The organism is Bradyrhizobium sp. SZCCHNR2028 (genome assembly GCF_032380995.1).
Classification (GTDB): domain Bacteria; phylum Pseudomonadota; class Alphaproteobacteria; order Rhizobiales; family Xanthobacteraceae; genus Bradyrhizobium.
Genome location: NZ_JAUHJF010000006.1, coordinates 116,788 through 140,747, shown reverse-complemented (window position 1 = coordinate 140,747; position 23,960 = coordinate 116,788). Strand labels below are relative to the sequence as shown.

The window sequence follows — 23,960 nt, the reverse complement described above, 5'->3', positions numbered from 1 at the left end:
GCGACTTCGTCAATTGCCGGGGCGGTGGCGGCTTTCGGCCGCAACTGCGGAAAAAAGCAGGAAACCACATCGAGATGTCGGATAATCCCGGCCAATTGTCCGCCGCCGCGGCGGTCGAACCCGAGCGACGCCTGCCCTTGCGTACCGTCAGAACCATCCTCCTGATCGTCGTGCTGGTGCTGCTCGTGCCCTACGCGCTGACGCCGTTCTATGCCGTGGGTCACCCCGTCTCGACCCTGATGCTGTGGCGGTCGGTGACGGGGCAGCCGGTAACGCGGCACTGGATCGACCTCTCGGCGATGTCGCCGTATTTGCCCCGCTCTGTGGTGGCCGCGGAGGATGCCAAATTCTGCGGCCATCACGGCATCGACTGGGGGGCGCTGCGGGAGGTCATGGACGACGCCGAGGACGGCGAGGTCAGCCGCGGCGGCTCGACCATCACCCAGCAGGTTGCCAAGAACCTGTTCCTCTGGCAGGGCCGCAGCTATGTCCGCAAGGCGCTGGAACTGCCGCTGGCGCTATGGATCGATCTCGTGCTCAACAAGCGGCGCATTCTCGAGATCTATCTCAACATCGCCGAGCTTGGCCCATCCGGCCAGTTCGGCGTCGAGGCGGGCGCAAATTACGCCTTCAACCGCTCCGCCGCGGGGCTCGGCCCGCGCGAGGCGGGGTTGATGGCCTCGATCCTGCCGAACCCCGTCCGGCGCAGTGCCCGGGTTCCGGGGCCGGGTGTGCGGCGGCTGTCCGCGACCTACATGGTGCGGGCCCAGGCCTCCAGCCTGCAGACCTGCTGGGGGGAGCGGCGTTGAGACCCGAGCGGGCGCAATTTTGGCCAAAAATGCCTCGGAGAGCCCTAGCCATGCCGCACCCCTTCCTCTATAAGCGCGGCCTTGATCGGCATCCGGCTCGCCAGCTTCATGGCTGCAGCCGTCCCTTTGCGGACGATGCCTTCCGAAATACCCCTAGAGGATACCGATATGGCCGTCCCCAGAAGAAAAACTTCGCCGTCTCGCCGCGGCATGCGCCGCTCGGCTGACGCCATCAAGAAGCCGACCTATGTCGAGGACAAGGATTCCGGCGAGCTGCGTCGTCCGCACCACCTGGACCTGAAGACCGGCATGTACAAGGGCCGCCAGGTTCTGAAGAAGAAAGACGCCTGATTGTCCGCGCGGGCCGCTTTCCAAGCTGCCCGAATTCGGCCATCGATGGGGTTGAAAGCGGTCCCGTGCGACGTGATTCGCCGGGACCGTTGCGTATCTGTGTCGCGTGATCCCGTCTCGCTGTCATCATCTTCGCACCGATTGATTTTGCGCCGGGCCGCCGCCCGCGCCATCCAAGGCTTCAACCGATGTCCATGGTCGGTTTCCCGCTGCTGCTGATCCCGCTGGCGATCTACAACATGATCGTCTTCCTGATGCCGGGGGTCGCCTTCAGCGAGACGCTGCTGCGCCTTCAGCTTCCGTCCGGCGAGGTCTGGACGATCTCGCTCGGCGACATGCTGCTGGCCCTGGGCGTGCTGCTGCTGCTGCTCGAAATCATCAAGGCGGCGAAGCCGAACGGGAAATATCTGACCGATCATCTGCTGTCGCTGCTGGTCTTCGGCGGCGCCGCGGCGGAATTCGTGATGTGGCAGAAGTTCGGGAATTCGACCTTTCTGCTGCTGACCCTGCTGGCGATGGTCGATTTCTTCGGCGGCATCTCGCTGCGCACCAAGCGCGCCGCCCGCGCCGTCGTAGCAGCGCCTGCTCCCGCGCCGGTTCCTGCCGACGTGCCCGTCTCTGATCCCGAGCCCGAGCTGATCGAAGAATCGGCCAAAGAACCGGCCAGGGCGGAGCTTCAGCCGGCGGATGCCGCTGCCCCTCCTGCACCCGACGAGGAGTCCACCGATGCCGTGCCGGCAGCGGCCTCCGTCGCCGAATCGGTGCTGCTCGATCGCTCGGTGCCGCGGCCGGCTGCTGCGGAGCCGAAAGGCGCTGCCCCGGAGTTGCAGGCCGAGGTGACCGGCCCGGGGGCCCAAGAGCCGCCAAAAACCGACACGCCAAAGGCCTGACGCGCAGGCGAGCCGCGCTCAGATCACCTGCCGGGTCCGGCCGACGGCCCGCGTCACCGGTTGAAGCCTCGCCGCATAGGCGTTGTGCACGTCTGCCGGCGCGGCACGCCTCAGCGTGCGGGTCTGTGGCAGGTGCTCGGCGGTCGCGATCAGATGGGTGACGAAGCTGGCGTCGGGGCGGGAGGCGCGGACCATGCGCGCGCGATGCTCGTCGCTGGTGCCGGCCGGCAGCAGCACGACCGAGCGCGACGTCTCCTCCGTTCGGTCCAGGCAGCCCTCGTCCTGATCAATCGTTAACATTGCCCAACCATTACCGGCGCGCGTGTCACGTTATGGGACGCCGGAGCCTTTCGCCATTCCAACTCGCAAAGCCAATGCCGTTCCAAGCGCGTCGAGCGCTGTACGTTCCAAAGATGGTTGACGCGTCTCGGACACGCGCCCGTCGCCTCGGCATGCTCTCCGTTAACCAGAGATGCGTAGTCTGATTCGCGAAGTCGGCCGCCGCCGCTCGCGCTGATACGCGTCGGCCGTTCCCAAATCAGCGCCGGTCTTGCCGGCCTGTGCCGAAACGAGGCGATCTTGACATCCGAATTGCCACAGACCGCGATGATCCTGGCATCCCTGGGCCAAGCTGCCTTCGTCTGGGATCTGGCGAGCGATGTGATCGTCTGGAGCGATCACGTCGGGGCGGTGTTTGCCGACGTTCCGCTGCCGCAACTCTGCAACGGCGCCGAATTCAGCAAGCTCATCGAGCCGGACCGCAGCATCCGCTCCGAGATCATGCACCAGGCGGCGCCGCTGCATGGCGCCGCCGGCACGCCGTACCGGATCGAATATGGCGTGCGCACCCACGCGGGTGCGCCGCTGATCTGGGTCGAGGAGACCGGCTGCTGGTTCGCCGGCCCCGATGGGCGGCCATCGCGTGCCCAGGGCATCGTGCGGATCAACAACGAGCGCCACGCCCGCGAGGAGCAACTGCTCAAGCTGTCACGCCACGATCCGCTGACCGGCGAGCTGAACCGGACGCACCTGTTGGCGACGCTTGCCGAGGTGATCGAGGAGTCGCAGCGCTTCCGCTTCTCCTGCGCCTTCATGCTGGTCGGCATCGATCATCTCGCGCGCATCAACGACGCCTTCGGCTTCGACGTCGCCGACGGCGTCGTGCTGGAGATCGCCCAGCGCATCCGGGGCCGGCTCCGCGGCGGCGACACGCTCGGGCGGTTCTCGGGCAACAAGTTCGGGTTGATCCTGAAGAACTGTACGATGGACGACATGAACACCGCCGCCGAACGCTTCCTCGCGACGGTGCGCGACGAGGTGGTGCCGACCAAGTCTGGTCCGGTCGCCGTCACCGCGACGATCGGCGCAGTCAGCGTTCCCCGTCACGCCCGCTCGGTCGAGGAGGCGGTCAACCGCGCCCATGAGACGCTCGACGCCGCCAAGCGCCGCCGCATCGGATCGTTCTCGACCTGGCGGCCGAACGTGGAGCGCGACGCGCAGCGCAAGGTCAACATCCGCGTCACCGACGAGATCGTGACCGCGCTCAATGAGCGGCGCATCGTCACGGCGTTCGAGCCGGTGGTGAATGCCAACACGCTTGCGCCCGCCTTCTATGAATGCCTGGTGCGGATGCGCCAGGATGACGGTCGGGCCCTCCTGGCGCCGGACGTGGTGCCGGTCGCCGAACGTCTCGGCCTGATCCGCCTGGTCGATCACCGCATTCTGGAGCTGGTGGTGGCGGAGCTTGCGAGCACGCCCGACGTCACCCTGAGCCTCAACATCTCGCCTGAGACCACCATGGATCCGGACTGGTGGGCCTCGATCGAGTCCATGATGCGCGCCCATCCGGGGGTCGCCGAACGGCTGATCGTCGAGATCACCGAGACGGTCGAGATCCAGGACGTCGACGATCTCCGCGGCTTCGTGACGCGGCTGAAAGATCTCGGCAGCCGAATTGCCATCGATGATTTCGGCGCCGGACACACCTCGTTCCGCAATCTGCGCAAGCTCGGCGTCGACATCGTCAAGATCGACGGCGCCTTCGTGCAGAATCTCGTGCGCTCGGCTGATGACCGCGCCTTCGTGCAGACGCTGGTCGAGCTGGCGCGACGGCTGCAGATCAAGACGGTCGCGGAATGGGTGCAGGACGAGGCGTCGGTCGCGCTGCTGCGCGACTGGGGCTGCGATTACATCCAGGGCCGGGTGATCGGCCTCGCCTCGGTCGATCGGCCGTGGATCGGTAACGGCACGGTCGAGTTGCCGGCGGCGAGCTGATCGGCCGCCGGCCTTCGGCGTCAGCCTTGCTGCTCGTCCTTCTTCGGCTCGGACATGCGGTCGAGCCGGTCCTGCATTTCCTTCATCTGACGACGCAGCTCGTCGATGTTGTCGTCGGCGGCCGGGGTCGGCTCGGCCGCCTTTTCCTCCCCGCGGGCCGGCGGCGCGAACGGCTTGAACATCGAGAAGGTCTGCTGGAACAGCTCCATGTTGCGGCGCACCTGCTCCTCGAGCGGCGCGAATGGCGTCCCGCTGAAGGTGTCAGCGATCTGCTTGCGGAACTTTTCCTGCTCTCTGGTCAGGGTATCGATCGACTGCTCAAGGTATTTCGGCACCACCATCTGCATGCTGTCGCCGTAGAAGCGGATGAGCTGGCGCAGGAACGTGGTCGGCAGCAGGTTCTGGCCGGCCTTGTTCTCCTGTTCGAAGATGATCTGGGCGAGTACGGAGCGCGTGATGTCGTCGCCGGTCTTGGCGTCGTAGACCAGGAAATCCTCCCCGTTCTTAACCATCGAGGCAAGATCTTCGAGGGTCACGTAGGTACTCGTCCCGGTATTGTAGAGCCGCCGGTTCGCGTATTTCTTGATTGTGGTGGGTTGGTCAGATTTCGCCATGAGCTCACACATGCAAACCGAGAACAGGGAACCCGGCGGCGTCGCCGCAGGGCGAAGAGCTACGCAATGCAATAACGTAATCACTTTCGGGCGAGTTCGGCTACGGTTTTGTGCGGAACGGTTAATCCCGCAGCAGAAATCTTGCTCACGAAACGGCCAAGCATCCCAATTTGAATGCGCTGCAACAGGAATTGCTGATGCCGCCAATTGACATGTCGCAACGACGTTAACAGGATGAAGTGCGAAGGTTTCGCACTCGCCAATCCGGGGCTTGCGGACGGCCGGCACGACCGTGAACTGAAAAGATCATTTTCATTTCAAATACCCTCAAGTTCTCAAGCCCTCGCTTTCACGTCCAAGATCAAGAACCCCAGGAGATGCCCATGTCAGACGATGTCGTCATCGTCAGCGCCGCCCGTACCCCGGTTGGAAGCTTCAACGGTGCCTTTGCCAGTGTTCCGGCCCATGAGCTGGGCGCTGTCGCAATCAAGGCCGCACTGGAACGCGCCGGCATCGAGCCGGGCCGTGTGTCCGAAGTCATTCTGGGGCAGATCCTGACCGCAGCTCAAGGCCAGAACCCCGCCCGCCAGGCCTCGATCGCCGCCGGCATTCCGGTGGAAAGCCCGGCCTGGGGCATCAACCAGCTGTGCGGCTCGGGCCTGCGCTCCGTCGCGCTGGGCTACCAGGCGCTCGTCAATGGCGACTCCGACATCGTGGTTGCCGGCGGCCAGGAGTCGATGAGCATGGCGGCGCATGCGCAATACCTGCGCGCCGGCGTGAAGATGGGCTCGCTCGATCTGGTCGACACGATGATCAAGGACGGTCTGTGGGATGCCTTCAACGGCTATCACATGGGCAACACCGCCGAGAACGTTGCGAAGCAATATCAGATCACCCGCGCGCAGCAGGACGAGTTCGCCGTTGCATCGCAGAACAAGGCCGAGGCCGCTCAGAAATCCGGCAGGTTCAAGAACGAGATCGCGCCCGTGACGGTCAAGAGCCGCAAGGGCGACACCGTGGTCGACACCGACGAATACCCGCGTCATGGCGCGACGGTCGAGGCCATGGCCAAGCTGCGTGCGGCCTTCGAGAAGGACGGCACGGTCACCGCCGGCAACGCGTCGGGCATCAATGACGGCGCGGCGGCCGTGGTGCTGATGACCGCCAAGCAGGCCGCCAAGGAGGGCAAGACCCCGCTCGCCCGGATCGTGTCCTGGGGACAGGCCGGCGTCGACCCGAAGATCATGGGCACCGGTCCGATCCCGGCGTCGCGCACGGCGCTGAAGAAGGCCGGCTGGAATATCGCCGACCTCGACCTGATCGAAGCCAACGAGGCGTTCGCCGCGCAGGCCTGTGCCGTGAACAAGGACCTCGGCTGGGATCCGGCCAAGGTCAACGTCAACGGCGGTGCGATCGCGATCGGCCATCCAATCGGTGCATCCGGCGCGCGCGTGCTCGTGACCCTGCTGCATGAGATGCAGAAGCGCGACGCCAAGAAGGGCCTCGCGACGCTGTGCATCGGCGGCGGCATGGGCATCGCGCTGTGCGTCGCACGCGACTAAAAAGCCGGCACTGACTGCGAACCGTTCAGTCTTCGCAATCGCGTCCAGCTCAACTAAAGATCAACGCCCGGCGATCTCGCCGGGCGTTTTGTTCTTGATGTCCGTCAAACACGTCGCATAATCGACCACTAAAAAAATGGAGTTGAGCGAGCATCGATGGTCATGCGGCAAGTTGATCGTCGCACGACGTTTCATGATCCAATAACAACGGTATGCACGGTGGCAGCCAGAGGTTGTCCTGTGCGATCAGTCATCGAGGGAAGGATTCGACATGGCACGTGTGGCGTTGGTGACCGGGGGGACGCGCGGTATCGGAGCGGCGATCAGCAAGGCGCTGAAGGCGGCGGGATACAAGGTCGCGGCGAATTACGGCGGCAACGATGCCGCTGCGGAGAAGTTCAAGAGCGAGACGGAGATCCCCGTCTACAAATGGGACGTCAGCTCGTTCGAGGCCTGCGGCGAAGGTATCAAGAAGGTCGAAGCCGATCTCGGTCCCATCGACGTGCTGATCAATAATGCCGGCATCACCCGTGACACGGCCTTCCACAAGATGACGCTTGAGCAGTGGAGCGCCGTCATCAACACCAATCTCGGCTCGCTGTTCAACATGACCCGCCCGGTCATTGAGGGCATGCGCGCGCGCAAGTTCGGCCGCATCATCAACATCTCCTCGATCAACGGCCAGAAGGGCCAGTTTGGCCAAGTCAACTACTCCGCGGCGAAGGCCGGCGACATCGGCTTCACCAAGGCGCTCGCGCTGGAGACGGCCAAGGCCGGCATTACCGTCAACGTGATCTGCCCGGGCTACATCAACACCGAGATGGTGCAGGCGGTGCCGAAGGACGTGCTCGAGAAAGCCATTCTGCCGCTGATTCCGGTGGGGCGCCTCGGCGAGCCCGAGGAGATCGCGCGCGCCGTGGTGTTCCTCGCGGCGGATGAGGCGGGAGCCATCACCGGCTCGACGCTGTCGGTCAATGGCGGCCAGTACATGGTGTGATCCGCGCCGGCGGCGTTGCCTCCGGCCGCCTTCTGCGGTTAAGGAAATCGAACGCCCGCGCTCGCCGCGGGCATTCACGTCTTGGACGCTTCCCGCACGGACGAAGGCGTGGTGGCCGGCATGAGCCGGCCGTGACGGAGCCTGCCGCCTGATGTCCCAGCGAACTGCGACCCTGATCGGTCTGACCGCGATCCTGATGTGGTCGCTGCTCGCCTTGTTGACGGTGGCGACGGGTACGATCCCCGCCTTCCAGCTTGCGGCAATGACCTTTGCTGTCGGCGGCGCGGTCGGCCTGCTCAGTGTGTTGCGTCGACCGGATGGGCTGCAGGTGTTGCGGCAGCCGGCGAGGGCGTGGGCCGTGGGCGTCGGCGGCCTGTTCGGCTATCACGCGCTGTATTTCCTGGCGCTGCGCTTCGCGCCGCCGGCGGAAGCCGGGCTGCTGAACTATCTCTGGCCGCTGCTGATCGTGATGTTCTCGGCCTTCCTGCCTGGCGAGCGCCTGGCGGTCCATCACGTCATCGGCGCCGCGATCGGTCTCGTCGGAACCGCGCTGCTGTTGCTCGGCAACGGTGCGAGCTTCGCTGCGAGCCAGTTGCCGGGGCTTGCGGCCGCCTTCGTCGCGGCGTTCGTGTGGGCGATCTATTCGGTGCTCTCGCGTCGTCTGAAGGCGGTGCCGACCGATGCGGTCGCCGGCTTCTGCCTGGCGACGTCCGCGCTGGCGGCCCTGGTCCATGTTGCGGTCGAGCGAACGGTCTGGCCCGACAGCCCGACGCAGTGGCTCGCTGTTGCCGGTCTCGGCATCGGCCCGGTGGGTGCTGCGTTCTACGCCTGGGACATCGGCATGAAGCGGGGCGACATTCGGGTGCTCGGTGCGGCGTCCTATGCGACGCCGCTGCTGTCGACGGCGTTCCTGATCGTTGCCGGCTACGCGCGGCCGAGCGCGACCATCGCCGTGGCGGCGCTGCTGATCGCCGGCGGCGGTCTGGTCGCGGCCAAGGACATGTTCCTTCTTCGCAAGCGCTGACCGCGTCAGGTTGAGCGAAAGTCAGGCAGTGCCCGCTCGCATGCGGACTTCGGTACGGCGGCCCGAATCCGCCGGTTATCCTTGATGCGCACTTAACCGTGCGCAAAACCAGCGCGCCGGCCGGTAGCTCACAACCGCCGATTACGGTTTGGCGCGGTCTGCACCTAACCCGCCCTTTACCCGTCCCGCGCGATAGTTCGCGGCAAATGGTGCTGACAACGGGGCGGCGATGCCGGACGTGAGACGTTACATGGCCCGCGCGGGGGAGTTGTTTCGTGTCCCCGCCGACAATCCCGAGTTGACGCGCGCGCAGTTCCAGGCGTTCTCGAAGCAGGTGCCGCTGCTCTATTTCATTCTCATCACCAACAGCCTGGCGCTCGCCTACACCTTCCTGCCGCTGGCGCCGACGTGGCTCACGATTTCGGTGCCGGCCCTGCTATCGACGATTACCGGCGCGCGGATGCTGTGGTGGCTGCGGCAGGGCGAGGCCGCCAGCAACGACGCCGAGGTGCTGCGCAACCTGCGCGTCACCAACCGGATCGCCGGCCCGATCGGGGCGCTGTTCGTCGTCTGGTCATTCGCGTTGTTTCCCTATGGCGATCCGTTCGCCAAGGGGCAGGTCGCGTTCTACATGGCGGTCACGGTCATCGGCATCATCTTCTGCCTGATGCATTTGCGCTCCGCGGCGCTGATCGTGACCCTCGTGGTCATCGTCCCCTACGTCATCTTCTTCATGTCCACGGGCGTTCACGCGCTGCGTGCGATCGCGGTCAATCAGTTGCTCGTGTCCGGCGCCATGGTCACGGTGCTGTTCATCTACTATCGGGATTTCGCCGCGCTCGTCGCCAGCCGCAAATCGCTGCTCGCAGAGCAGGCCGCGACGCAAGCGCTGTCGGATGAAAACTTCCGCCTCGCCAATCTGGACGCGCTGACCGATCTGCCCAATCGCCGCCGCTTCTTCTCGGAGCTCACGCAGGCATTCGCCGAGGCCGAGCGGGACGGCACGCGGCTCGCCGTCGGCATCATCGATCTCGACGGCTTCAAGCCGATCAACGACACCTATGGACATACGGTCGGTGACCGCGTGCTGATGGAGGCCGCGCGCCGCGTCCGCGACGCCTGTGCCGGCCATGGCGGCCAGGTCCATCTCGCCCGGCTCGGCGGCGACGAGTTCGGACTGGTGGTCGCCGGCAACCCCACGGACGACGATCTGCTCAACCTCGGACGGCAGATCACCGAGCTGATCAAGCTGCCCTATCAGTTCGACACGACGCATACTGGCCTGTCGTGCTCGACCGGCTTTGCGCTATATCCGCGCTCGGCCATGGCCGCGGATGCGCTGTACGAATGCGCCGACTATGCCCTCTACCACGCCAAGCGCCGCGCCCGCGGCCAGGCCATCATCTTCTCGACCGAGCTCGAGGCGGAGATCCGCAGCCGCAGCGTGATCGAGCACCTGTTGCGCACGGCCGATTTCGAAGCCGAGATGGATCTGGCGTTTCAGCCGATCATGGACGCGACGAATTCGCGCACCACCGGATTCGAGGTGCTGGCGCGCTGGCACAGCCCCAAGCTGGGCACGGTGTCGCCCGCAAGCTTCATCCCGGCGGCCGAGCGGATCGGCGTCATCCGCAGCCTGACGCGCTGTCTGCTGGTCAAGGCGCTCGCGGCGGCGCGGACCTGGCCGGACGACATTCGCGTGTCGTTCAATCTCTCCGCGCACGACATCTGTTCGCCGGACGGTGTTCTTCCGCTGCTGGCGGTCATTCATGCCAGCGGCGTTCCGCCGCGCCGAATCGAGTTCGAGATCACGGAGACCGCCGTCACCTTTGATTTCGCCCGCGCCGAGCAGTCGATCGCGGCGCTGAAGGCGATCGGTTGCGGCATCTCGCTGGACGATTTCGGCACCGGCTACTCGTCGCTCAGCCACGTTCACCGGCTGCCGCTCGACAAGCTCAAGGTCGACCGCAGTTTCGTGAGCGACGTCAATGCCAACCCGATCAGCCACAAGATCATCAAGTCGCTGACCGGCCTCTGCGCCGACATGGAAATCTCGTGTGTGGTCGAAGGTGTCGAGACCAAGGAGCAGCTCGACAGCCTCCGGCTTTTGGGCGCGGACTACATCCAAGGCTACTACTTCGCGAAGCCGATGCCGGCCGACGCGATTTCCGGCTTCCTCGCCCAGGAGCGCCAGCGCTTTGCCGAGCCCGCCGCGAAGGTCGCGGGCGCGAGCGCCTGATTCAGACCTCCGGCTCCCAGCCGGGCGGCGCGAGTTCGAATCCTTCGAACATGAAGCCCGGCGCCACCGTGCAGCCCACCAGCGTCCAGCCGCCGGTGCTCTCGGCGGCTTGCCAGGCATGGGCAGGGACGATCGCCTGCGGTTGCTGGCCGGCTGCGAGGTCGATCCCCAGCGTCGTCGTTTGCGACGCCTGGCCTTCGGCGGCGATCCGCAAGGTCAGCGGTGCCCCGGCATAGAAGTGCCAGGTCTCGACCGCGTCGACCCGGTGCCAATGCGAACGCTCGCCGCGGGCGAGCAGGAAATAGATCAAGGTCGATGCGGCGCGGCCGGAGGCGTCCACGGCCGGATCGCGGAAGGTCTCGCGAAAATGTCCGCCCTCCGGATGCGACTGCAGACCAAGGCGCGCGATGATGTCGGCAGCCGAGAGCGTGGTCATCGTCGTCCTCAGCCTTACGACTTGTTCTTGCGCTCACGCAGTTCGCCGAACACCTGCTCGGCGCTGGCGCCCTTCATGCGCAGCCGCAAAGCGACGGCCGGATCGTCGGCGCGCAGGAACACGTTGGCGGTCTTCTCGTCGCCGAGCAGCGACGGAATGGTCGGCCGGTTGGCGGCACGGAGCCGCGTGACCTCCTCGGCGCGAGCCTTCAGCGCCTCGTTGTCTCCGTCGACGGTGAGCGCGAATTTGGCGTTCGAGGCTGTGTATTCGTGGCCGCAATAGAGCCGGAAGTCGTCCGGCAGCGCGCGCAGCTTGAGAAGCGAGTCCCACATCATCGGATAGGTGCCTTCGAACACGCGGCCGCAGCCGACCGAGAACAGCGTGTCGGCCGCAAACAACGCCTTGTCGGCGTCGAACACGTAGGAGACGTGGTCGAGCGTATGGCCAGGCGTTTCCAGCACGCGCGCGAGCAGCTCGCCGATCTTCACGACATCGCCATGGGCGACGCGCAGGTCGACGTTGGCGATCGCCGTCGTCTTGTCGTGCGGCGCGACCACCCGGCAGCCATATTTCTGCTTGAGCTCGGCGACGCCGCCGACATGGTCGTGATGATGATGCGTGATCAGGATGTCGGTGAGCGTCCAGCCTTCGGCGTCCAATTGCCGGACGATCGGTCCGGCCTCGGGGGCGTCGATCGAGGCAGTCGCGCCGGTCGCGGGGTCATGGATCAGATAGCCGAAATTGTCGGACAGGCAGGTGAAGACGCGGATGTCGGCGGCCATGATGTCTCCGTCGGCGGGACCGGGCGAGGCACGATGGTAGCGCTCGCGATGCCAGAAGGTCGTGGAAGCGGAGCCCGGGCGCAGCGCTGCGGGGCGGCCTCCGATGTCCCGGGCAGAGATATGGCGTTAACGCTGGAGGCGCAACGCAATATTCGGCGCGCGGCAGCGCGCGCCCGCATGATACATTGACGTCATGGACGTGATCGATCTGCGGAATTTCTATTCGGGTCGCCTCGGGATCGTCGCGCGGCTCTTGATCAACCGCGGCATCCGCGCGCGCTGGCCGAACGCGGCCGGGCAGCGGGTGCTCGGCATCGGCTATCCCACGCCCTATCTCGGCTTGTTCCGCGAGGATTCCGAACGCTGCATCGCCTTTATGCCGGCGGCGCAGGGGGTGCTGAAATGGCCGACGGCGCGGCCGACGCTGGCCTCGCTGGTGGACGAGTTCTCGCTGCCGCTGCCTGATGCCGCGGTCGACCGCATCCTGATCGTGCATGCGCTGGAGATGTCGGACGACCCGGCCGGGCTGCTGCGGGAGATGTGGCGGGTGCTGGCGCCGGCGGGACGCATGATCATCGTGATCCCGAACCGGCGCGGCGTCTGGACGCGGACCGACAACACGCCATTCGGCCATGGCCGGCCCTATTCGCGCTCGCAGATCACGCAGTTGCTGCGGCAGACCTGGTTCACGCCGACCGGCTGGGGCGAGGCGCTGTTCATGCCCCCGGTCGGCGGCTGGTTCCTGAAATCGGCGATGGCCTGGGAGCGCGTCGGCGCGGCGCTGTCGCTGCCGTTCGCCGGTGTCCACATCGTCGAGGCGACCAAGCAGGTCTACCGGGTGATCCCGGCGCGCCGCGAGCGCATCCGGCTGATCCCACGACTCGAACCCGTGCTGGCGCCGTCACCGTCGGCCCCAGGATCCGGTGGCTCCGGCCGCCGCGAGTTCGGTCTGCCGTCGCGCGACGGATGACACTGGGTCGCTCCCTGCGTGCCTCTCAGCGCAAAGAAAAACGGGTGGGCTCAGGGCCCACCCGTTTCGTCATGACGGAGCGAAATCGCTATTCGCCCGGATTGAGGTCCTCGCTCGGCGCCGGCGCAGCAGCGGCTGCTTCACCGCGCGGACCATGCGGACGCCGGCGGCGGCGCGGATAGCGCTCGGCAGCGCCCTCGAAGGCGGCCGGGGCATTGGCGATCTGCGGCTGCGGGCCGGTGATGAAGGACGGCAACCGATCGACCCCGCTATCGGCGATGACGGGCTGGGGTTGCGGCTGGGGCTGGTACTGGACGGGCTGCGGACGCTCGCGGTGCTCGCGCGGCTCCCGCTCGCGATGCTCACGCGGTTCACGGTGCTCCCGCGGCTCGCGGTGTTCGCGCGGCTCACGCGCTTCGCGATGCTCGCGCGGCTGCTGCTCGCGCTGATAGGGCTGGTTGTCGCCGCGCTCGCGCTGGCCGCCTTCGCGATCGCGCATGAAGGGTTGGGGTTGAGGCTGCGGCTGGGCCGGAACGAAGCCGGGCTCCTGGCCGAAATGCGAGAAGCTCTCGCCTTCATCATCGAGGTCGTCGACGGTCAGGTCATCGGCGTTGCGCGGTTGCTGCTGCGGCTGGTTCTGGCGGAACTGCTCCTGGGCGGCGGCAATCAGGCGGAAATAGTGCTCGGCGTGCTGGTAGTAGTTCTCGGCGGCAACGGGGTCGCCCGAGGAGCGTGCGTCGCGGGCAAGCTGGACATATTTCTCGGCGACATGAGAGGCGGTACCGCGGATCTTGATGTCCGGTCCATTGGACTCGAACACCCGGGTCAGCGGATTCTGGCCGCGCCGGTTATTGTTGTTGTTACCGCCGCTGTTCCGGTTGCGCATCCGCTTGTTGTTCTGACCGTTTCTCATGTCCTGCCTTTATTCCAACCCTGCGTTAGGAGCACCGATTGCTGAGCACTGATAGTGAGCACTGATTGTTATCGGAATACCGAAAGCGTATTGAATTACCTTCGCCGGGCTCGGACGCCTCGTGCGCGGTCCAAATGGCCCATCCGACCCATGCCGGTTCCGACATGCCGGTTCGACCCATGCCGATGTGATCGACAGCCGATTCTCTCGACAAAAGCGCGTTCAAAACGCGTTCCCCACTCGCCAGCCCCCTGGGACCAGCGAACCACGTCATTCAGCCAGCCACGGCGAGATGCGCCACGACCGACCCAGTTTGCTTAGCGTAAGACCTCAAGTGCAAAGTCAGGCTTTCGTTCGCTTTGCAGTCGCGGGCTGCGCAGCCATCCGGCTCTCGCGCTCAGCAGATCTGCGTTCTGGAACCTATCGCCCGGCGCGGCTCTCTGGCATCTGACTGCTGCGGTGTTCCGTGAATACCGCTCGTCGTGGCCTGCGCCGGTGCTATGGGTGGAACGTAGTCGCTCCCGGGGGATATTCCAAGAGCTTTTTCTCTATCCCCCGACCTTTACCGGAGCTTTTTTAAGCCCATGACGGTTCGGGGAATACCGGCCAGATCGGCCCGGATCGTCGAGGAATCGGCCGTCAGGCCGGCCCTCACCATCAATGCAGCGACGTCGTCACTCTGGCCAAGCCCGACCTCCACGATGACGGCGCCGCCGGGCTGAAGCAGGGCCGCTGCCTGCGGGATCAGCGCGCGGTAGGCGTCGAGCCCGTCCTTGCCCCCGTCCAGTGCGCGTAGCGGATCATGAGTGCGCACCTCGGCGTCGAGCGCGCCGATCTCGGACGACGGGATGTAGGGCGGGTTCGACACGATCAGGTCGAAACCCACAGCCAGCGCTGCGGCGTAGGAGCAGGCGACGAAGCCGGCGCGGTCGGCCAATCCGAGCGCGCGCGCATTGTCCCGCGCGGTCGTCAGCGCGGCCAAGCTGATGTCGGTGCCCAGTCCAAAGGCCCGCGGCAGCTCGGACAGCAGCGCCAGCAGGATCGCGCCGGAGCCCGTGCCGAGATCGGCGATGCGCAAGCGACGCTTCAGGCCGCCGCCGGCCGCGAGATGTTCCAGTGCCAGCTCGACCACGGTCTCGGTGTCCGGTCGCGGCACCAGCGTATCGGCCGACAATCGCAGGTCCAGGCCCCAGAACTCTTTGGTGCCGAGGAGGCGGGCGACCGGTTCCCCGGCCAGCCGGCGCTGCATCAGCGTTTCCAGGCGCTGCGCGTCGTCATGGGAGAGCTGTCGTCTCCCGTGCATCACGAGCCCGGTGAGGTCGAGCTGCAGCGCATGGCCGATCAGCAGCCGCGCATCGAGCTCGGGCGAGTCGAGGCCCGCATCTGCAAAGCGTGCGGCCAGGGCACGGCGGGCGGCATCGATGGTCACGCCGGCGATGAGGCCGGTCATCGCGCAAGCTCCCTCCACGCGTCATCCCCGCGAACGCGGGGATCCATACGCCGTGCCGTTGCGGGACGGGCGGTCGGAGTTGCCTTCTGTGACAGCCACGAAGGCCGGTGGCTATGGGTCCCGGCGTTCGCCGGGACGACACCGTTTGTGTCGGGGCAGCGTCGCATCGCCTCCTGCAATGCGCCGGTGCGCATCACGCCGCCGCACCTTGCGCGGCGAGCTGGGCTGCCTGGTGCTCGGTCGTCAGCGCGTCGATCAGTTCGCTCAGCGCTTCGCCCGCGATCACCTGCGGCAGCTTGTAGAGCGTCAGGTTGATGCGGTGGTCGGTGACGCGCCCTTGCGGGAAATTATAGGTACGGATGCGCTCGGAGCGGTCGCCGGAGCCGACCTTCTCCTTGCGCTCGGCCGAGCGCGCCGCGTCGACCTTCTGCCGCTCGGCGTCGTAGATGCGCGAGCGCAGGATGTTCATCGCGGAGGCGCGGTTCTTGTGCTGTGAGCGGCTGTCCTGCATCATCACGACGATCCCGGTCGGGATGTGGGTGATGCGGATCGCCGATTCCGTCTTGTTGACGTGCTGGCCGCCGGCGCCTTGGGCGCGCATGGTCTCGATGCGCAGGTCGTCCTGCTTGATGTCGACATCGACCTCCTCGACCTCCGGCAGCACGGCAACCGTGGCGGCCGAGGTGTGGATGCGCCCCTGGGTCTCGGTATCGGGCACGCGCTGCACGCGGTGCACCCCGGATTCGAATTTCAGCTTGGCGAAGGCGCCGCGGCCCTGCACCTCGGCGATGATTTCCTTGTAGCCGCCGACGGTGCCTTCGGAGGCCGAGATCACCTCGACCTTCCAGCCCTGCAGGGCGGCGAAGCGCTCATACATCCGGAACAGGTCGCCGGCGAACAAAGAGGCCTCGTCGCCGCCGGTGCCGGCGCGGATTTCAAGCACGACGTTGCGGTCGTCCATCGCATCCTTCGGCAGCAGCGCGACGCGGATCTGCTGCTCCAGCTCGCCGCGGCGCGCGATCAGCTCGTCGCGCTCGGCCTCGGCCATCGCGCGCATCTCGGCGTCGGTGGTGGGATCGGCGATGAGCGCCTCCGTCTCGGCGAGCTCCTTGACGCCGGCGCGATACGCCTTCACCGCGTCGATCAGCGGATTGAGCTCGGCGAGCTCACGGGTGATCTGCACGTAGCGGTCGGAATTGACCTGGCCTAGCAGCTCCGCCTCGAGCGAGGCGTGATGCGCGAGCAGGACATCCAGTTTGGCTTGGGGAAGCGACGACATGATGCAATCTGATCTAGGAGCAAACGATACGAACGGAAGACGCCTGGCGCGACGGGCCCGCTACAGCGCGAGGCCTTCGCTCTCGGCGAACTCGGTCAGCTTCTGCCGCATCGAGAAGCTGCCAGCCGGTGCGGCCAGCCATTCGGCCATCTTCGTCGCCGCCTTGCCGGCGTCGAGTTCGAGGATCATCGCCTTCACGGGGCCGTGCGCGGTGGCCGACAGCGACAGCGAGCGGTAGCCGAGCGAGATCAGCGCCAGCGCGCCGATCGGCTTGGAGGCCATCTCGCCGCACAGCGACACCGACCGCTTGGCCGCCTTGGCCTTGTGCACGATCTGCTGCAACGCCCGCAGGATCGGCGTCGACAGCGTGTCGAAGCGCTCGGAGACCTTGGCATTGCCGCGATCGACCGCGAACAGGAACTGGAACAGGTCGTTCGAGCCGACCGAGATGAAATCGACCTTCGAAAGCAGCTCGTCGAGCTGATACAGCAGCGCCGGGACCTCGAGCATGGTGCCGACGTCGACGCGCTCCGGCAGTGTGTGACCGTGCTGGCGCAAGTAAGTCAGCTCGCGCTCGACGATCGCCTTGGCCGTGTCGAACTCGGCGACTTCCGAGATCATCGGGAACATGATGCGCAGCGAGCGGCCGCCGCCGGCGCGCAGCAGCGCCCGGATCTGGCCGCGCAGCAGGCCCGGACGGTCGAGGCCGAGGCGGATCGCGCGCCAGCCGAGCGCCGGATTCTCCTCGATCACGGTCTCCATGTAGGGCAGCGCCTTGTCGCCGCCGATGTCCAAAGTGCGGAACGTGACCGGCTTGTGGCCGGCGGCGTCGAGAACCGTGCGATACAGCGCCAGCTGGTCGCTCGAGCGCGGCAGGCTGGCGGACACCATGAATTGCAGCTCGGTGCGGAACAGGCCGATGCCGGCGCTGCCGGTGTCCTCGATATGCGGCAGGTCGATGACCAGGCCCGCATTGATCATCAGCTCGATCGGCTGGCCGTCCTTGGTCACGCAGGGCTTGTTGCGCAGCTCGCCATATTGCGCCTGGCGGCGGGCGCGGAAGCGCACCCGCTCGGCATAGGCGGACTCGATCTCGGACGACGGCCGAACGTAGATCGAGCCCGACGTGCCATCGACGATGATGGCGTCGCCGGGATCGGCGATGCCCGGCGCGTTCGGCACCTCGCCGACGGCGGGAATGCCGAGCGCACGCGCCACGATCGCGACATGCGAGTTGGCAGTGCCTTCCTCGAGCACGAGGCCGCGCAGCCGCTTGCGGTCGTAGTCGAGCAGCGCCGCCGGGCCCATTGCGCGCGCGATCAGGATGGCATTGTCGGGCAGGTGCTCGCGCCGGGGCGCGTGGTCCTGGCCCACCAGTTGGCGCAGCAGCCGGTAGCCGAGGTCCTCGAGATCGTGCAGCCGCTCGCGCAAATACGGATCGGTGGAGCGCAGCATGCGGGCGCGGGTGTCGGACTGCACGCGCTCGACGGCGGCTTCCGCCGTGAGGCCGGTCGCGACCGCCTCGTGCAGCTTGTGCGACCAGCCCTGGTCGTTGGCGAACATGCGATAGGCTTCGAGCACCTCGCGGTGCTCGCCGCCATCGGCGACGTCACCGCGCTCCAGCATGCGGTCGAGGTCGGACCGCAGCTTGAGCAGCGCGGCGTCGAGCCGCTTGATCTCCTTGGGCAGGTCCTCGGCGATGTAGTTGTTGATGACGACGCGCGGCTCGTGCAGCACGACGTGGCCGAGCGCGATGCCATCGGACAGCACGGTGCCGGTCTTGTGGATCGAGTGCCGCGCCGCCGGCTCGGCGCCGGGCTGGGCGAGCGCTGCGAGCTCGCCGGAGGCGATCATCTCGGCGAGCACCATCGCGGTGGTCTGCAGCGCCTCGACCTCTTCCTCGACATAGGTGCGCTTGGCGCGGTTCTGCACCACCAGCACGCCGAGCGTGTTGCCGGCGCGCAGGATCGGCACGCCAAGGAAGGAGTGGTAGATCTCTTCGCCGGTTTCCGGCCGGTACGAGAAGGCGGGGTGGCTCTGCGCGTCGTTCAGATTGAGCGGCGTCGCCTCGCTCGCGACGAGGCCGACGAGGCCCTCATGCGCGCTCAGCACGGTCATGTGAACGGCGTCGCGGTTCAGACCTTCGGTGGCGTAGAGCTCGAGCGTGTTGTCGACGCGAAGCACATAGACCGAGCAGACCTCCGCGACCATGTTGGCCGCGATCAGCACCACGATCTTGTCGAGTCGCTCCTGTGCCGAGACCTGCTCCGCCATGGTCTCGCGAAGCCGTCTGAGCAGGACGCGGGGGCCTCCCGACGCGCTTCGCATGTGGCACAATCCCCCTTCCTGGGGCCAGCCCGGCACGCGGCCGGATCTGGCGCTAAACTCGCGGCATCGAACAGCTTTCTCGATTCGGCACTATCGCACGCTCAGAGTGCCGGCCCGAACCAGAACAACCATCACTGGAGCACAGTTTGCGGCTGCCATCCTGCGATGGCGTATAGCGAATTAGGGCTTGTTTTGCCAAGCAAAACGCCTGCCACCGCGGGCGGCGTCAACGGCTTTCGAACGACCTCCGGCCCGTCCTGCTGTCACATAACGGGACAGGTGTGGTCGCGGAGGAGGATTTTCTAGGCCTGGTCCAGTCCGTAGAGCGTGTGCAGCGTGCGGACGGCGAGCTCGGTATAGGCGGCGTCGATCAGCACCGAGAACTTGATCTCGGAGGTCGTGATCGCGCGAATGTTGATGTTGCGGGCGGCGAGCGCGGCAAATCCCTTGGCGGCGACGCCGGCATGGCTGCGCATGCCCGAGCCGATCACCGAGACCTTGGCGACGTCGGTTGCGGTATCCAAGCGCTGGTAGCCGATCTTGTCCTTGGCCGCGGTGATGGTCTCGCGCGCCCGGTTGTAGTCGGTCGCCGGCACCGTGAAGGTCAGATCGGTGGTCTTGCCATCTTCCGAGACGTTCTGGACGATCATGTCGACATTGATATTGGCATCAGCCAGCGGTCCGAAGATCGACGCGGCAACGCCCGGCTTGTCCTCGATCTGGCGCACCGAGATCTGGGCCTCGTCCTTGGAGAAGGCGATGCCGGTCACGACGTGATTTTCCATGATTTGTTCCTCGCTGCAGATCAGCGTCCCCGGCGGCTGGTTGGCGTGCGGGTCGATATCCTCGGGCTTGTCGAATGAGGAGCGGACGAAGATCGGCATGTTGTGCACCATGCCCAGTTCCACCGAGCGGACCTGCAGCACCTTGGCGCCCTGGGACGCCAGCTCCAGCATGTCCTCGAAGGCGATCTTGTCGAGCCGCTTGGCCTTCGGCACCACCCGCGGGTCGGTGGTGTAGACGCCGTCGACGTCGGTATAGATGTCGCAGCGGTCGGCCTTGATGGCGGCCGCGATCGCCACCGCCGAAGTGTCCGAGCCGCCGCGGCCGAGCGTGGTGATTCGCCCGGTTTCGGCGTTGATGCCCTGGAAGCCGGCGATGACCGCAACTTCCTTGCGGTCGCGGAAGCGCTGGATCAGCTCGGAGCCGTCGATATCGACGATCCGCGCCGAGGCATGGGCGTCGCTGGTCTTGATCGGGATCTGCCAGCCCTGCCACGAGCGGGCCTGGATGCCCATGCTCTGCAGCACGATCGCCAGCAGGCCGGACGTGACCTGCTCGCCCGAGGCCACCACGGCGTCGTATTCGCGCGCATCATGCATCGGCGACGCCTCGGTGCACCAGGCGACCAGCTCGTTGGTCTTGCCCGACATCGCCGAGACGACGACGGCAACCTCATGACCGGCATCGACCTCGCGCTTGACGTGGCGCGCGACGTTGCGGATGCGGTCGATGTTGGCGACGGATGTGCCGCCGAATTTCAGCACGAGGCGACCCATGACGACGCGCTCATTCCCATCAGGAGGATAAGTTGACCGGCTGAGCGCGAAACCGGAGGCGCGCCAGCCGAAACGCGCGTATACATAGCGCCGCGGCTGGGGGCAAGACGGTTCCTTGTGGTGACAGGGGCAGGTTGGTGACAGGGTCAGGTGAGAGGCTTGGAATGGCGCGTTACATCGACGAAATCCTGCAACCCGGCGAGAAGGTGCTGTATTCGACCAACGCGCACTGGATGTTCTACCTGCCGGCGATCGGGGCCTGGATCGTCGTGTTTGGATTGCTCGTCCTCTCCCGCATGACCGTGAACGACAGTTTGGTCATGCTGTGCCTGGCCACCGCCGCCGTCATCGCCATTGTCGCCCTGTATTGGACGGTCCGGGCCTGGTTCCATCGCCTCACCACGGAGACGGACGTTACCAATCGTCGCGTCGTCCATAAAACCGGTTTCATCAAGCGCCGTACCTTCGAGATGGCCCTCGACAAGGTCGAGAGCGTCGACGTCAACCAGACCATCATGGGACGGGTTCTCAATTACGGCGACGTCACCATCTTGGGGGTGGGCGAGGGCAAGGAAACCATTTCGACCATCGCGGAGCCGCTGGCGTTCCGGAACGCCATCACGGCGCGTTAGCCCGGTACGGCGCCGCAGCTTCGATCATTGAGTATTCAGCGATGACAATGCCTCAGGATTCCCGCAGCACTTCTGTTCCCTCCGGCTCGACCGTCGATCCGGCCGAGATCGCGAAGTTCTCGAAACTGTCCGAGACCTGGTGGGACCCCAAGGGCAAGATGGCGCCCCTGCACAAGATCAACCCGCTGCGCCTGACCTACATCCGCGATGCCGCCTGCCGGAAATTCGAGCGCAACGCCAAGAGCCTGAACTGCCTCTCGGGACTGCGCATGCTCGACATCGGCTGCGGCGCGGGATTGCTGTGCGAGCCGTTCACGCGGCTGGGCGCGCAGGTCGTCGGCGTCGATCCCTCGGCCAGCAACATTGCCGCTGCCAGGCTGCATGCGGAAAAGGGCCATCTGTCGATCGACTACCGCTGCACCACGATCGAGGAGATGGATCCGCGTGAGCGCTTCGACATCGTGCTGGCGATGGAGGTCGTCGAGCACGTCACCGATGTCGGTGCCTTCCTCGGCCGCTGTGCTGCCGTGCTGAAGCCGGGCGGCATGATGGTGGTCTCGACGCTGAACCGCAACTGGAAGAGCTTTGCGCTCGCCATCGTCGGTGCCGAATATGTGCTGCGCTGGCTGCCGCGCGGCACGCATGAGTGGAGCAAGTTCGTCACGCCGGACGAGCTGACGAAATACCTGCTCGACAATCGTCTGGTCATCACCGAGCAGAGCGGCGTCGTCTACAGCCCCTTCGCCGACCGCTGGAGTCTGTCGACCGACATGGACGTGAACTACATGATGGTTGCCGAGCAGATGGTGTGATGGAAACACTGGTGTGAGGCACGCAAGTTGCCGCATAGATGGTGTCGTCCCTGCGAACGCAGGGACCCATAACCACAGGGATTGGTTTGTGGCACCCTAGGAGATCAGGTCGCTGAGATCGCGCCATTCGAGATTGTCGCGCTCGATCAGCTCGATCTTCCAGTCGCGCTTCCAGCGCTTGAGCTGCTTTTCGCGGGTGATTGCTTCCTCGGCGACAGCGTATGTTTCCACGTAGACCAGCCGAAACACGCCGTACTTCTTGACGAAATCCGAGCCTTCGCCATCGCGATGCTGCCCAATCCGTTTTTGTATCGAGTTGGTAACACCGATATACAGGGTGCCGTGACGGCGCGCTGGCGAGAATGTAGACGTAATACATCGCCGCACCATCGTGTGGAGACATCGTCTGAACCAATTGAAGCCAGTGGTTATGGGTCCCTGCGTTCGCAGGGACGACACTGGTCGTGCGGCACGAGCGTACCATAAACCTCGGACAAGTGCGCGTCGTCCCGCCGCTGACTTGCAATCCTGACATGCGACCGAATCGTCGCCTGTCCTGTTGACCCGACGCCTCGCGCTGGTCACGGTGGCCGGCCTTCACAGTCGCTCCGTGCCCGCATGCTCTCCATCGCCTCGCTCTGGATTCCCTTCACGCTGGTGGCTGCGGCCGGTCAGGTCGCACGCAATGCGATGCAGCGGTCGCTGACGGCGAAGCTCGGCACCTGGGGCGCGACCAACATCCGCTTCCTGTTCGGCTTCCCGTTCTCGCTGGTGTTCCTGACCGCGGTGCTGCTGGCCACCGGCGACCACCTGCCGTGGCCGCCTTCTGTGTTCTGGCCCTGGCTGCTGCTCGGCGCGCTCAGCCAGATCATCGCCACCGGACTGATGCTGCTGGCGATGACCGACCGCTCCTTCGTCGTCACCACGGCCTATCTGAAGACCGAAGCGATCCAGACCGCGATCTTCGGCTTCATCTTCCTCGGCGATCCGCTCTCGGTGCCGAAGGTAATCGCGATCCTGATCGCCACCATCGGCGTCGTCGTCACGGCGCTTCGGCCCGGTGGCGACAAGAGCTTTGCGGAGTTGAAGCCGACCGTGACCGGCCTCGTTGCGGCGGCGGCGTTCGCCCTGTCGGCGGTCGGCTTCCGCGGCGCCATCATCACCGTCGACGGCGTCTCCTTCGTGACCGCCGCATCGTACACGCTGGTCTGGGGCCTGTTCGTGCAAACCGCGATCCTGACCGTCTACCTGCTGGCGCGCGCGCCGGACATCCTGCGCGGAATCCTGTCGCTGTGGCGGCCGTCGATGATGGCCGGCTTCGTCGGCGCCTTCGCGTCACAATTCTGGTTCCTGGCTTTCGCGCTGACGGCGGCCGCCAACGTCCGCACGCTCGCGCTGATCGAGGTGCTGTTCGCGCAGGGCGTGTCGTACTACTCGTTCAAGCAGCCGGTTTCGCTGCGCGAGATCTGTGGCATCGTGCTGATCGTTGCCGGGGTAGCGCTGCTGATCGCAGTGTAGTCAGCCCTTGATCGCGATCAGCACGGCGCCGGCCGCGATCAGGGCGATGCCGATCCAGCCCTGCAGGCTCGGTCGTTCGCCGAGAAACACGACGCCGAACAAGGCGACCAGCACGACGCTGAGCTTGTCGATCGGAGCGACCAGCGTCGCGGGGCCGAGCTTCAGGGCACGGAAATAGCACAACCACGAGGCGCCGGTGCCGAGCGCCGACAGCGTCAGGAAGATCCAGCTCTTCATCGAGATCGGGCCGGGGCTCGTCAGTTGGCCCGTCGCGAACAGGATCAGCGCCAGCGTCACCAGCACGATCGCGGTGCGGATCAGCGTGGCGAGATCGGAGTTGAGACCTTCGACGCCGACCTTGGCGAAGATGGCGGTGAGGGCCGCAAATAGCGCCGACAGCAGAGCCCAGAGCTGCCAGGAGGAGGAGAGGGGGGACATGTCGTCACACCGGCGAAAGAGAGAGTGCAGGCCGAGATCTCTCCCCCGTCATTGCGAGCGAAGCGAAGCAATCCAGAATCTGT

22 protein-coding genes and 1 pseudogene are annotated in these 23,960 nt (G+C 65.8%); 12 read left to right on the top strand and 11 right to left on the bottom strand.

Features of this window, described 5'->3' with window-relative positions:
• Positions 1–137: 137 nt before the first annotated feature.
• The 3 genes from QX121_RS12665 (at position 138) to QX121_RS12655 (ending at position 2,050) form a co-directional block, all read left to right on the top strand.
• Positions 138–809: a transglycosylase domain-containing protein gene (locus QX121_RS12665; protein WP_315783491.1), complete on the top strand. Its 672-nt coding sequence runs from the start codon at positions 138–140 to the stop codon at positions 807–809.
• A 168-nt stretch (positions 810–977) separates the two neighbouring features.
• Positions 978–1,160, top strand: coding sequence for a 50S ribosomal protein L32 (gene rpmF, locus QX121_RS12660; protein ID WP_006610266.1), 183 nt, complete (start codon positions 978–980; stop codon positions 1,158–1,160).
• A 188-nt stretch (positions 1,161–1,348) separates the two neighbouring features.
• Positions 1,349–2,050: a hypothetical protein gene (locus tag QX121_RS12655; protein ID WP_315812086.1), complete on the top strand. Its 702-nt coding sequence runs from the start codon at positions 1,349–1,351 to the stop codon at positions 2,048–2,050.
• An 18-nt stretch (positions 2,051–2,068) separates the two neighbouring features.
• On the opposite strand, the gene QX121_RS12650 is transcribed toward QX121_RS12655, so the two are convergent.
• Complete coding sequence (locus QX121_RS12650) at positions 2,069–2,350, bottom strand: hypothetical protein (protein WP_315735276.1); 282 nt, start codon at positions 2,348–2,350, stop codon at positions 2,069–2,071.
• Between the two features lie 306 nt (positions 2,351–2,656).
• Between QX121_RS12650 and QX121_RS12645 the strand changes: the two genes are divergently transcribed.
• Complete coding sequence (locus QX121_RS12645; RefSeq protein WP_315735742.1) at positions 2,657–4,324, top strand: bifunctional diguanylate cyclase/phosphodiesterase; 1,668 nt, start codon at positions 2,657–2,659, stop codon at positions 4,322–4,324.
• A gap of 20 nt (positions 4,325–4,344) precedes the next feature.
• Here QX121_RS12645 and phaR read toward each other — a convergent pair whose 3' ends face one another.
• Positions 4,345–4,938: a polyhydroxyalkanoate synthesis repressor PhaR gene (gene phaR / locus QX121_RS12640; RefSeq protein WP_315735740.1), complete on the bottom strand. Its 594-nt coding sequence runs from the start codon at positions 4,936–4,938 to the stop codon at positions 4,345–4,347.
• A 383-nt stretch (positions 4,939–5,321) separates the two neighbouring features.
• Between phaR and QX121_RS12635 the strand changes: the two genes are divergently transcribed.
• The 4 genes from QX121_RS12635 (at position 5,322) to QX121_RS12620 (ending at position 10,760) form a co-directional block, all read left to right on the top strand.
• The gene (locus tag QX121_RS12635; RefSeq protein ID WP_315812085.1) at positions 5,322–6,500 is read left to right on the top strand and encodes an acetyl-CoA C-acetyltransferase; all 1,179 of its coding nucleotides are present in this window, start codon (positions 5,322–5,324) and stop codon (positions 6,498–6,500) included.
• A 271-nt stretch (positions 6,501–6,771) separates the two neighbouring features.
• Positions 6,772–7,497, top strand: a complete 726-nt coding sequence (locus QX121_RS12630) for a beta-ketoacyl-ACP reductase (RefSeq protein ID WP_315715178.1) — start codon at positions 6,772–6,774, stop codon at positions 7,495–7,497.
• Between the two features lie 151 nt (positions 7,498–7,648).
• Entirely contained in the window at positions 7,649–8,521 is an 873-nt protein-coding gene (locus QX121_RS12625) for a DMT family transporter (RefSeq protein WP_315783357.1), read from the top strand.
• A 229-nt stretch (positions 8,522–8,750) separates the two neighbouring features.
• Entirely contained in the window at positions 8,751–10,760 is a 2,010-nt protein-coding gene (locus tag QX121_RS12620; RefSeq protein WP_315812084.1) for a putative bifunctional diguanylate cyclase/phosphodiesterase, read from the top strand.
• 1 nt (position 10,761) lies between these two features.
• Here the strand turns inward: QX121_RS12620 and QX121_RS12615 are convergent, their stop codons facing one another.
• Positions 10,762–11,196 (bottom strand): cupin domain-containing protein, encoded by a 435-nt coding sequence (locus QX121_RS12615; protein ID WP_315812083.1) that lies wholly within the window; start codon positions 11,194–11,196, stop codon positions 10,762–10,764.
• A 14-nt stretch (positions 11,197–11,210) separates the two neighbouring features.
• Entirely contained in the window at positions 11,211–11,978 is a 768-nt protein-coding gene (gene gloB, locus QX121_RS12610) for a hydroxyacylglutathione hydrolase (RefSeq protein ID WP_315812082.1), read from the bottom strand.
• A gap of 193 nt (positions 11,979–12,171) precedes the next feature.
• On the opposite strand from gloB, the gene QX121_RS12605 reads away from it, so the two are divergent.
• Positions 12,172–12,948, top strand: coding sequence for a class I SAM-dependent methyltransferase (locus QX121_RS12605; protein WP_315812081.1), 777 nt, complete (start codon positions 12,172–12,174; stop codon positions 12,946–12,948).
• Positions 12,949–13,036: 88 nt separating this feature from the next.
• Here the strand turns inward: QX121_RS12605 and QX121_RS12600 are convergent, their stop codons facing one another.
• The 5 genes from QX121_RS12600 to QX121_RS12580 all read right to left on the bottom strand — a co-directional run bounded on the left by QX121_RS12600 (position 13,037) and on the right by QX121_RS12580 (position 20,477).
• Positions 13,037–13,861, bottom strand: a complete 825-nt coding sequence (locus QX121_RS12600; protein ID WP_315812080.1) for a DUF4167 domain-containing protein — start codon at positions 13,859–13,861, stop codon at positions 13,037–13,039.
• A gap of 562 nt (positions 13,862–14,423) precedes the next feature.
• Positions 14,424–15,311, bottom strand: a complete 888-nt coding sequence (gene prmC / locus QX121_RS12595) for a peptide chain release factor N(5)-glutamine methyltransferase (RefSeq protein WP_315812079.1) — start codon at positions 15,309–15,311, stop codon at positions 14,424–14,426.
• Between the two features lie 193 nt (positions 15,312–15,504).
• Positions 15,505–16,590, bottom strand: a complete 1,086-nt coding sequence (gene prfA / locus QX121_RS12590; RefSeq protein ID WP_315775707.1) for a peptide chain release factor 1 — start codon at positions 16,588–16,590, stop codon at positions 15,505–15,507.
• A gap of 60 nt (positions 16,591–16,650) precedes the next feature.
• The gene (gene ptsP / locus QX121_RS12585; protein WP_315812078.1) at positions 16,651–18,918 is read right to left on the bottom strand and encodes a phosphoenolpyruvate--protein phosphotransferase; all 2,268 of its coding nucleotides are present in this window, start codon (positions 18,916–18,918) and stop codon (positions 16,651–16,653) included.
• Between the two features lie 302 nt (positions 18,919–19,220).
• Positions 19,221–20,477, bottom strand: coding sequence for an aspartate kinase (locus QX121_RS12580; RefSeq protein WP_315735254.1), 1,257 nt, complete (start codon positions 20,475–20,477; stop codon positions 19,221–19,223).
• Positions 20,478–20,641: 164 nt separating this feature from the next.
• Between QX121_RS12580 and QX121_RS12575 the strand changes: the two genes are divergently transcribed.
• Positions 20,642–21,109 (top strand): PH domain-containing protein, encoded by a 468-nt coding sequence (locus QX121_RS12575; protein WP_315735252.1) that lies wholly within the window; start codon positions 20,642–20,644, stop codon positions 21,107–21,109.
• 47 nt (positions 21,110–21,156) lie between these two features.
• Positions 21,157–21,921, top strand: coding sequence for a bifunctional 2-polyprenyl-6-hydroxyphenol methylase/3-demethylubiquinol 3-O-methyltransferase UbiG (gene ubiG / locus QX121_RS12570; protein WP_409997692.1), 765 nt, complete (start codon positions 21,157–21,159; stop codon positions 21,919–21,921).
• A gap of 96 nt (positions 21,922–22,017) precedes the next feature.
• Here the strand turns inward: ubiG and QX121_RS12565 are convergent.
• Positions 22,018–22,300, bottom strand: a pseudogene (locus tag QX121_RS12565) (GIY-YIG nuclease family protein).
• Between the two features lie 239 nt (positions 22,301–22,539).
• Between QX121_RS12565 and QX121_RS12560 the strand changes: the two are divergent.
• Entirely contained in the window at positions 22,540–23,439 is a 900-nt protein-coding gene (locus tag QX121_RS12560; protein ID WP_315735246.1) for an EamA family transporter, read from the top strand.
• On the opposite strand, the gene QX121_RS12555 is transcribed toward QX121_RS12560, so the two are convergent.
• Positions 23,440–23,877: an EamA family transporter gene (locus QX121_RS12555; protein WP_315756890.1), complete on the bottom strand. Its 438-nt coding sequence runs from the start codon at positions 23,875–23,877 to the stop codon at positions 23,440–23,442.
• Positions 23,878–23,960: the final 83 nt, after the last annotated feature.

What these genes read in the sequence shown, in the direction of transcription:
- QX121_RS12650 (WP_315735276.1), bottom strand. Translation starts at nt 2,350, where the DNA reads ATGTTAACGATTGATCAGGACGAGGGCTGCCTGGACCGAACGGAGGAG.
- QX121_RS12575 (WP_315735252.1), top strand. Translation starts at nt 20,642, where the DNA reads ATGGCGCGTTACATCGACGAAATCCTGCAACCCGGCGAGAAGGTGCTG.
- QX121_RS12655 (WP_315812086.1), top strand. Translation starts at nt 1,349, where the DNA reads ATGTCCATGGTCGGTTTCCCGCTGCTGCTGATCCCGCTGGCGATCTAC.
- QX121_RS12560 (WP_315735246.1), top strand. Translation starts at nt 22,540, where the DNA reads ATGCTCTCCATCGCCTCGCTCTGGATTCCCTTCACGCTGGTGGCTGCG.
- QX121_RS12580 (WP_315735254.1), bottom strand. Translation starts at nt 20,477, where the DNA reads ATGGGTCGCCTCGTGCTGAAATTCGGCGGCACATCCGTCGCCAACATC.
- QX121_RS12645 (WP_315735742.1), top strand. Translation starts at nt 2,657, where the DNA reads ATGATCCTGGCATCCCTGGGCCAAGCTGCCTTCGTCTGGGATCTGGCG.
- QX121_RS12625 (WP_315783357.1), top strand. Translation starts at nt 7,649, where the DNA reads ATGTCCCAGCGAACTGCGACCCTGATCGGTCTGACCGCGATCCTGATG.
- rpmF (WP_006610266.1), top strand. Translation starts at nt 978, where the DNA reads ATGGCCGTCCCCAGAAGAAAAACTTCGCCGTCTCGCCGCGGCATGCGC.
- prfA (WP_315775707.1), bottom strand. Translation starts at nt 16,590, where the DNA reads ATGTCGTCGCTTCCCCAAGCCAAACTGGATGTCCTGCTCGCGCATCAC.
- QX121_RS12615 (WP_315812083.1), bottom strand. Translation starts at nt 11,196, where the DNA reads ATGACCACGCTCTCGGCTGCCGACATCATCGCGCGCCTTGGTCTGCAG.
- QX121_RS12635 (WP_315812085.1), top strand. Translation starts at nt 5,322, where the DNA reads ATGTCAGACGATGTCGTCATCGTCAGCGCCGCCCGTACCCCGGTTGGA.
- QX121_RS12630 (WP_315715178.1), top strand. Translation starts at nt 6,772, where the DNA reads ATGGCACGTGTGGCGTTGGTGACCGGGGGGACGCGCGGTATCGGAGCG.
- QX121_RS12620 (WP_315812084.1), top strand. Translation starts at nt 8,751, where the DNA reads ATGCCGGACGTGAGACGTTACATGGCCCGCGCGGGGGAGTTGTTTCGT.
- QX121_RS12605 (WP_315812081.1), top strand. Translation starts at nt 12,172, where the DNA reads ATGGACGTGATCGATCTGCGGAATTTCTATTCGGGTCGCCTCGGGATC.
- phaR (WP_315735740.1), bottom strand. Translation starts at nt 4,938, where the DNA reads ATGGCGAAATCTGACCAACCCACCACAATCAAGAAATACGCGAACCGG.
- prmC (WP_315812079.1), bottom strand. Translation starts at nt 15,311, where the DNA reads ATGACCGGCCTCATCGCCGGCGTGACCATCGATGCCGCCCGCCGTGCC.
- ptsP (WP_315812078.1), bottom strand. Translation starts at nt 18,918, where the DNA reads ATGCGAAGCGCGTCGGGAGGCCCCCGCGTCCTGCTCAGACGGCTTCGC.
- gloB (WP_315812082.1), bottom strand. Translation starts at nt 11,978, where the DNA reads ATGGCCGCCGACATCCGCGTCTTCACCTGCCTGTCCGACAATTTCGGC.
- QX121_RS12555 (WP_315756890.1), bottom strand. Translation starts at nt 23,877, where the DNA reads ATGTCCCCCCTCTCCTCCTCCTGGCAGCTCTGGGCTCTGCTGTCGGCG.
- ubiG (WP_409997692.1), top strand. Translation starts at nt 21,157, where the DNA reads ATGCCTCAGGATTCCCGCAGCACTTCTGTTCCCTCCGGCTCGACCGTC.
- QX121_RS12600 (WP_315812080.1), bottom strand. Translation starts at nt 13,861, where the DNA reads ATGAGAAACGGTCAGAACAACAAGCGGATGCGCAACCGGAACAGCGGC.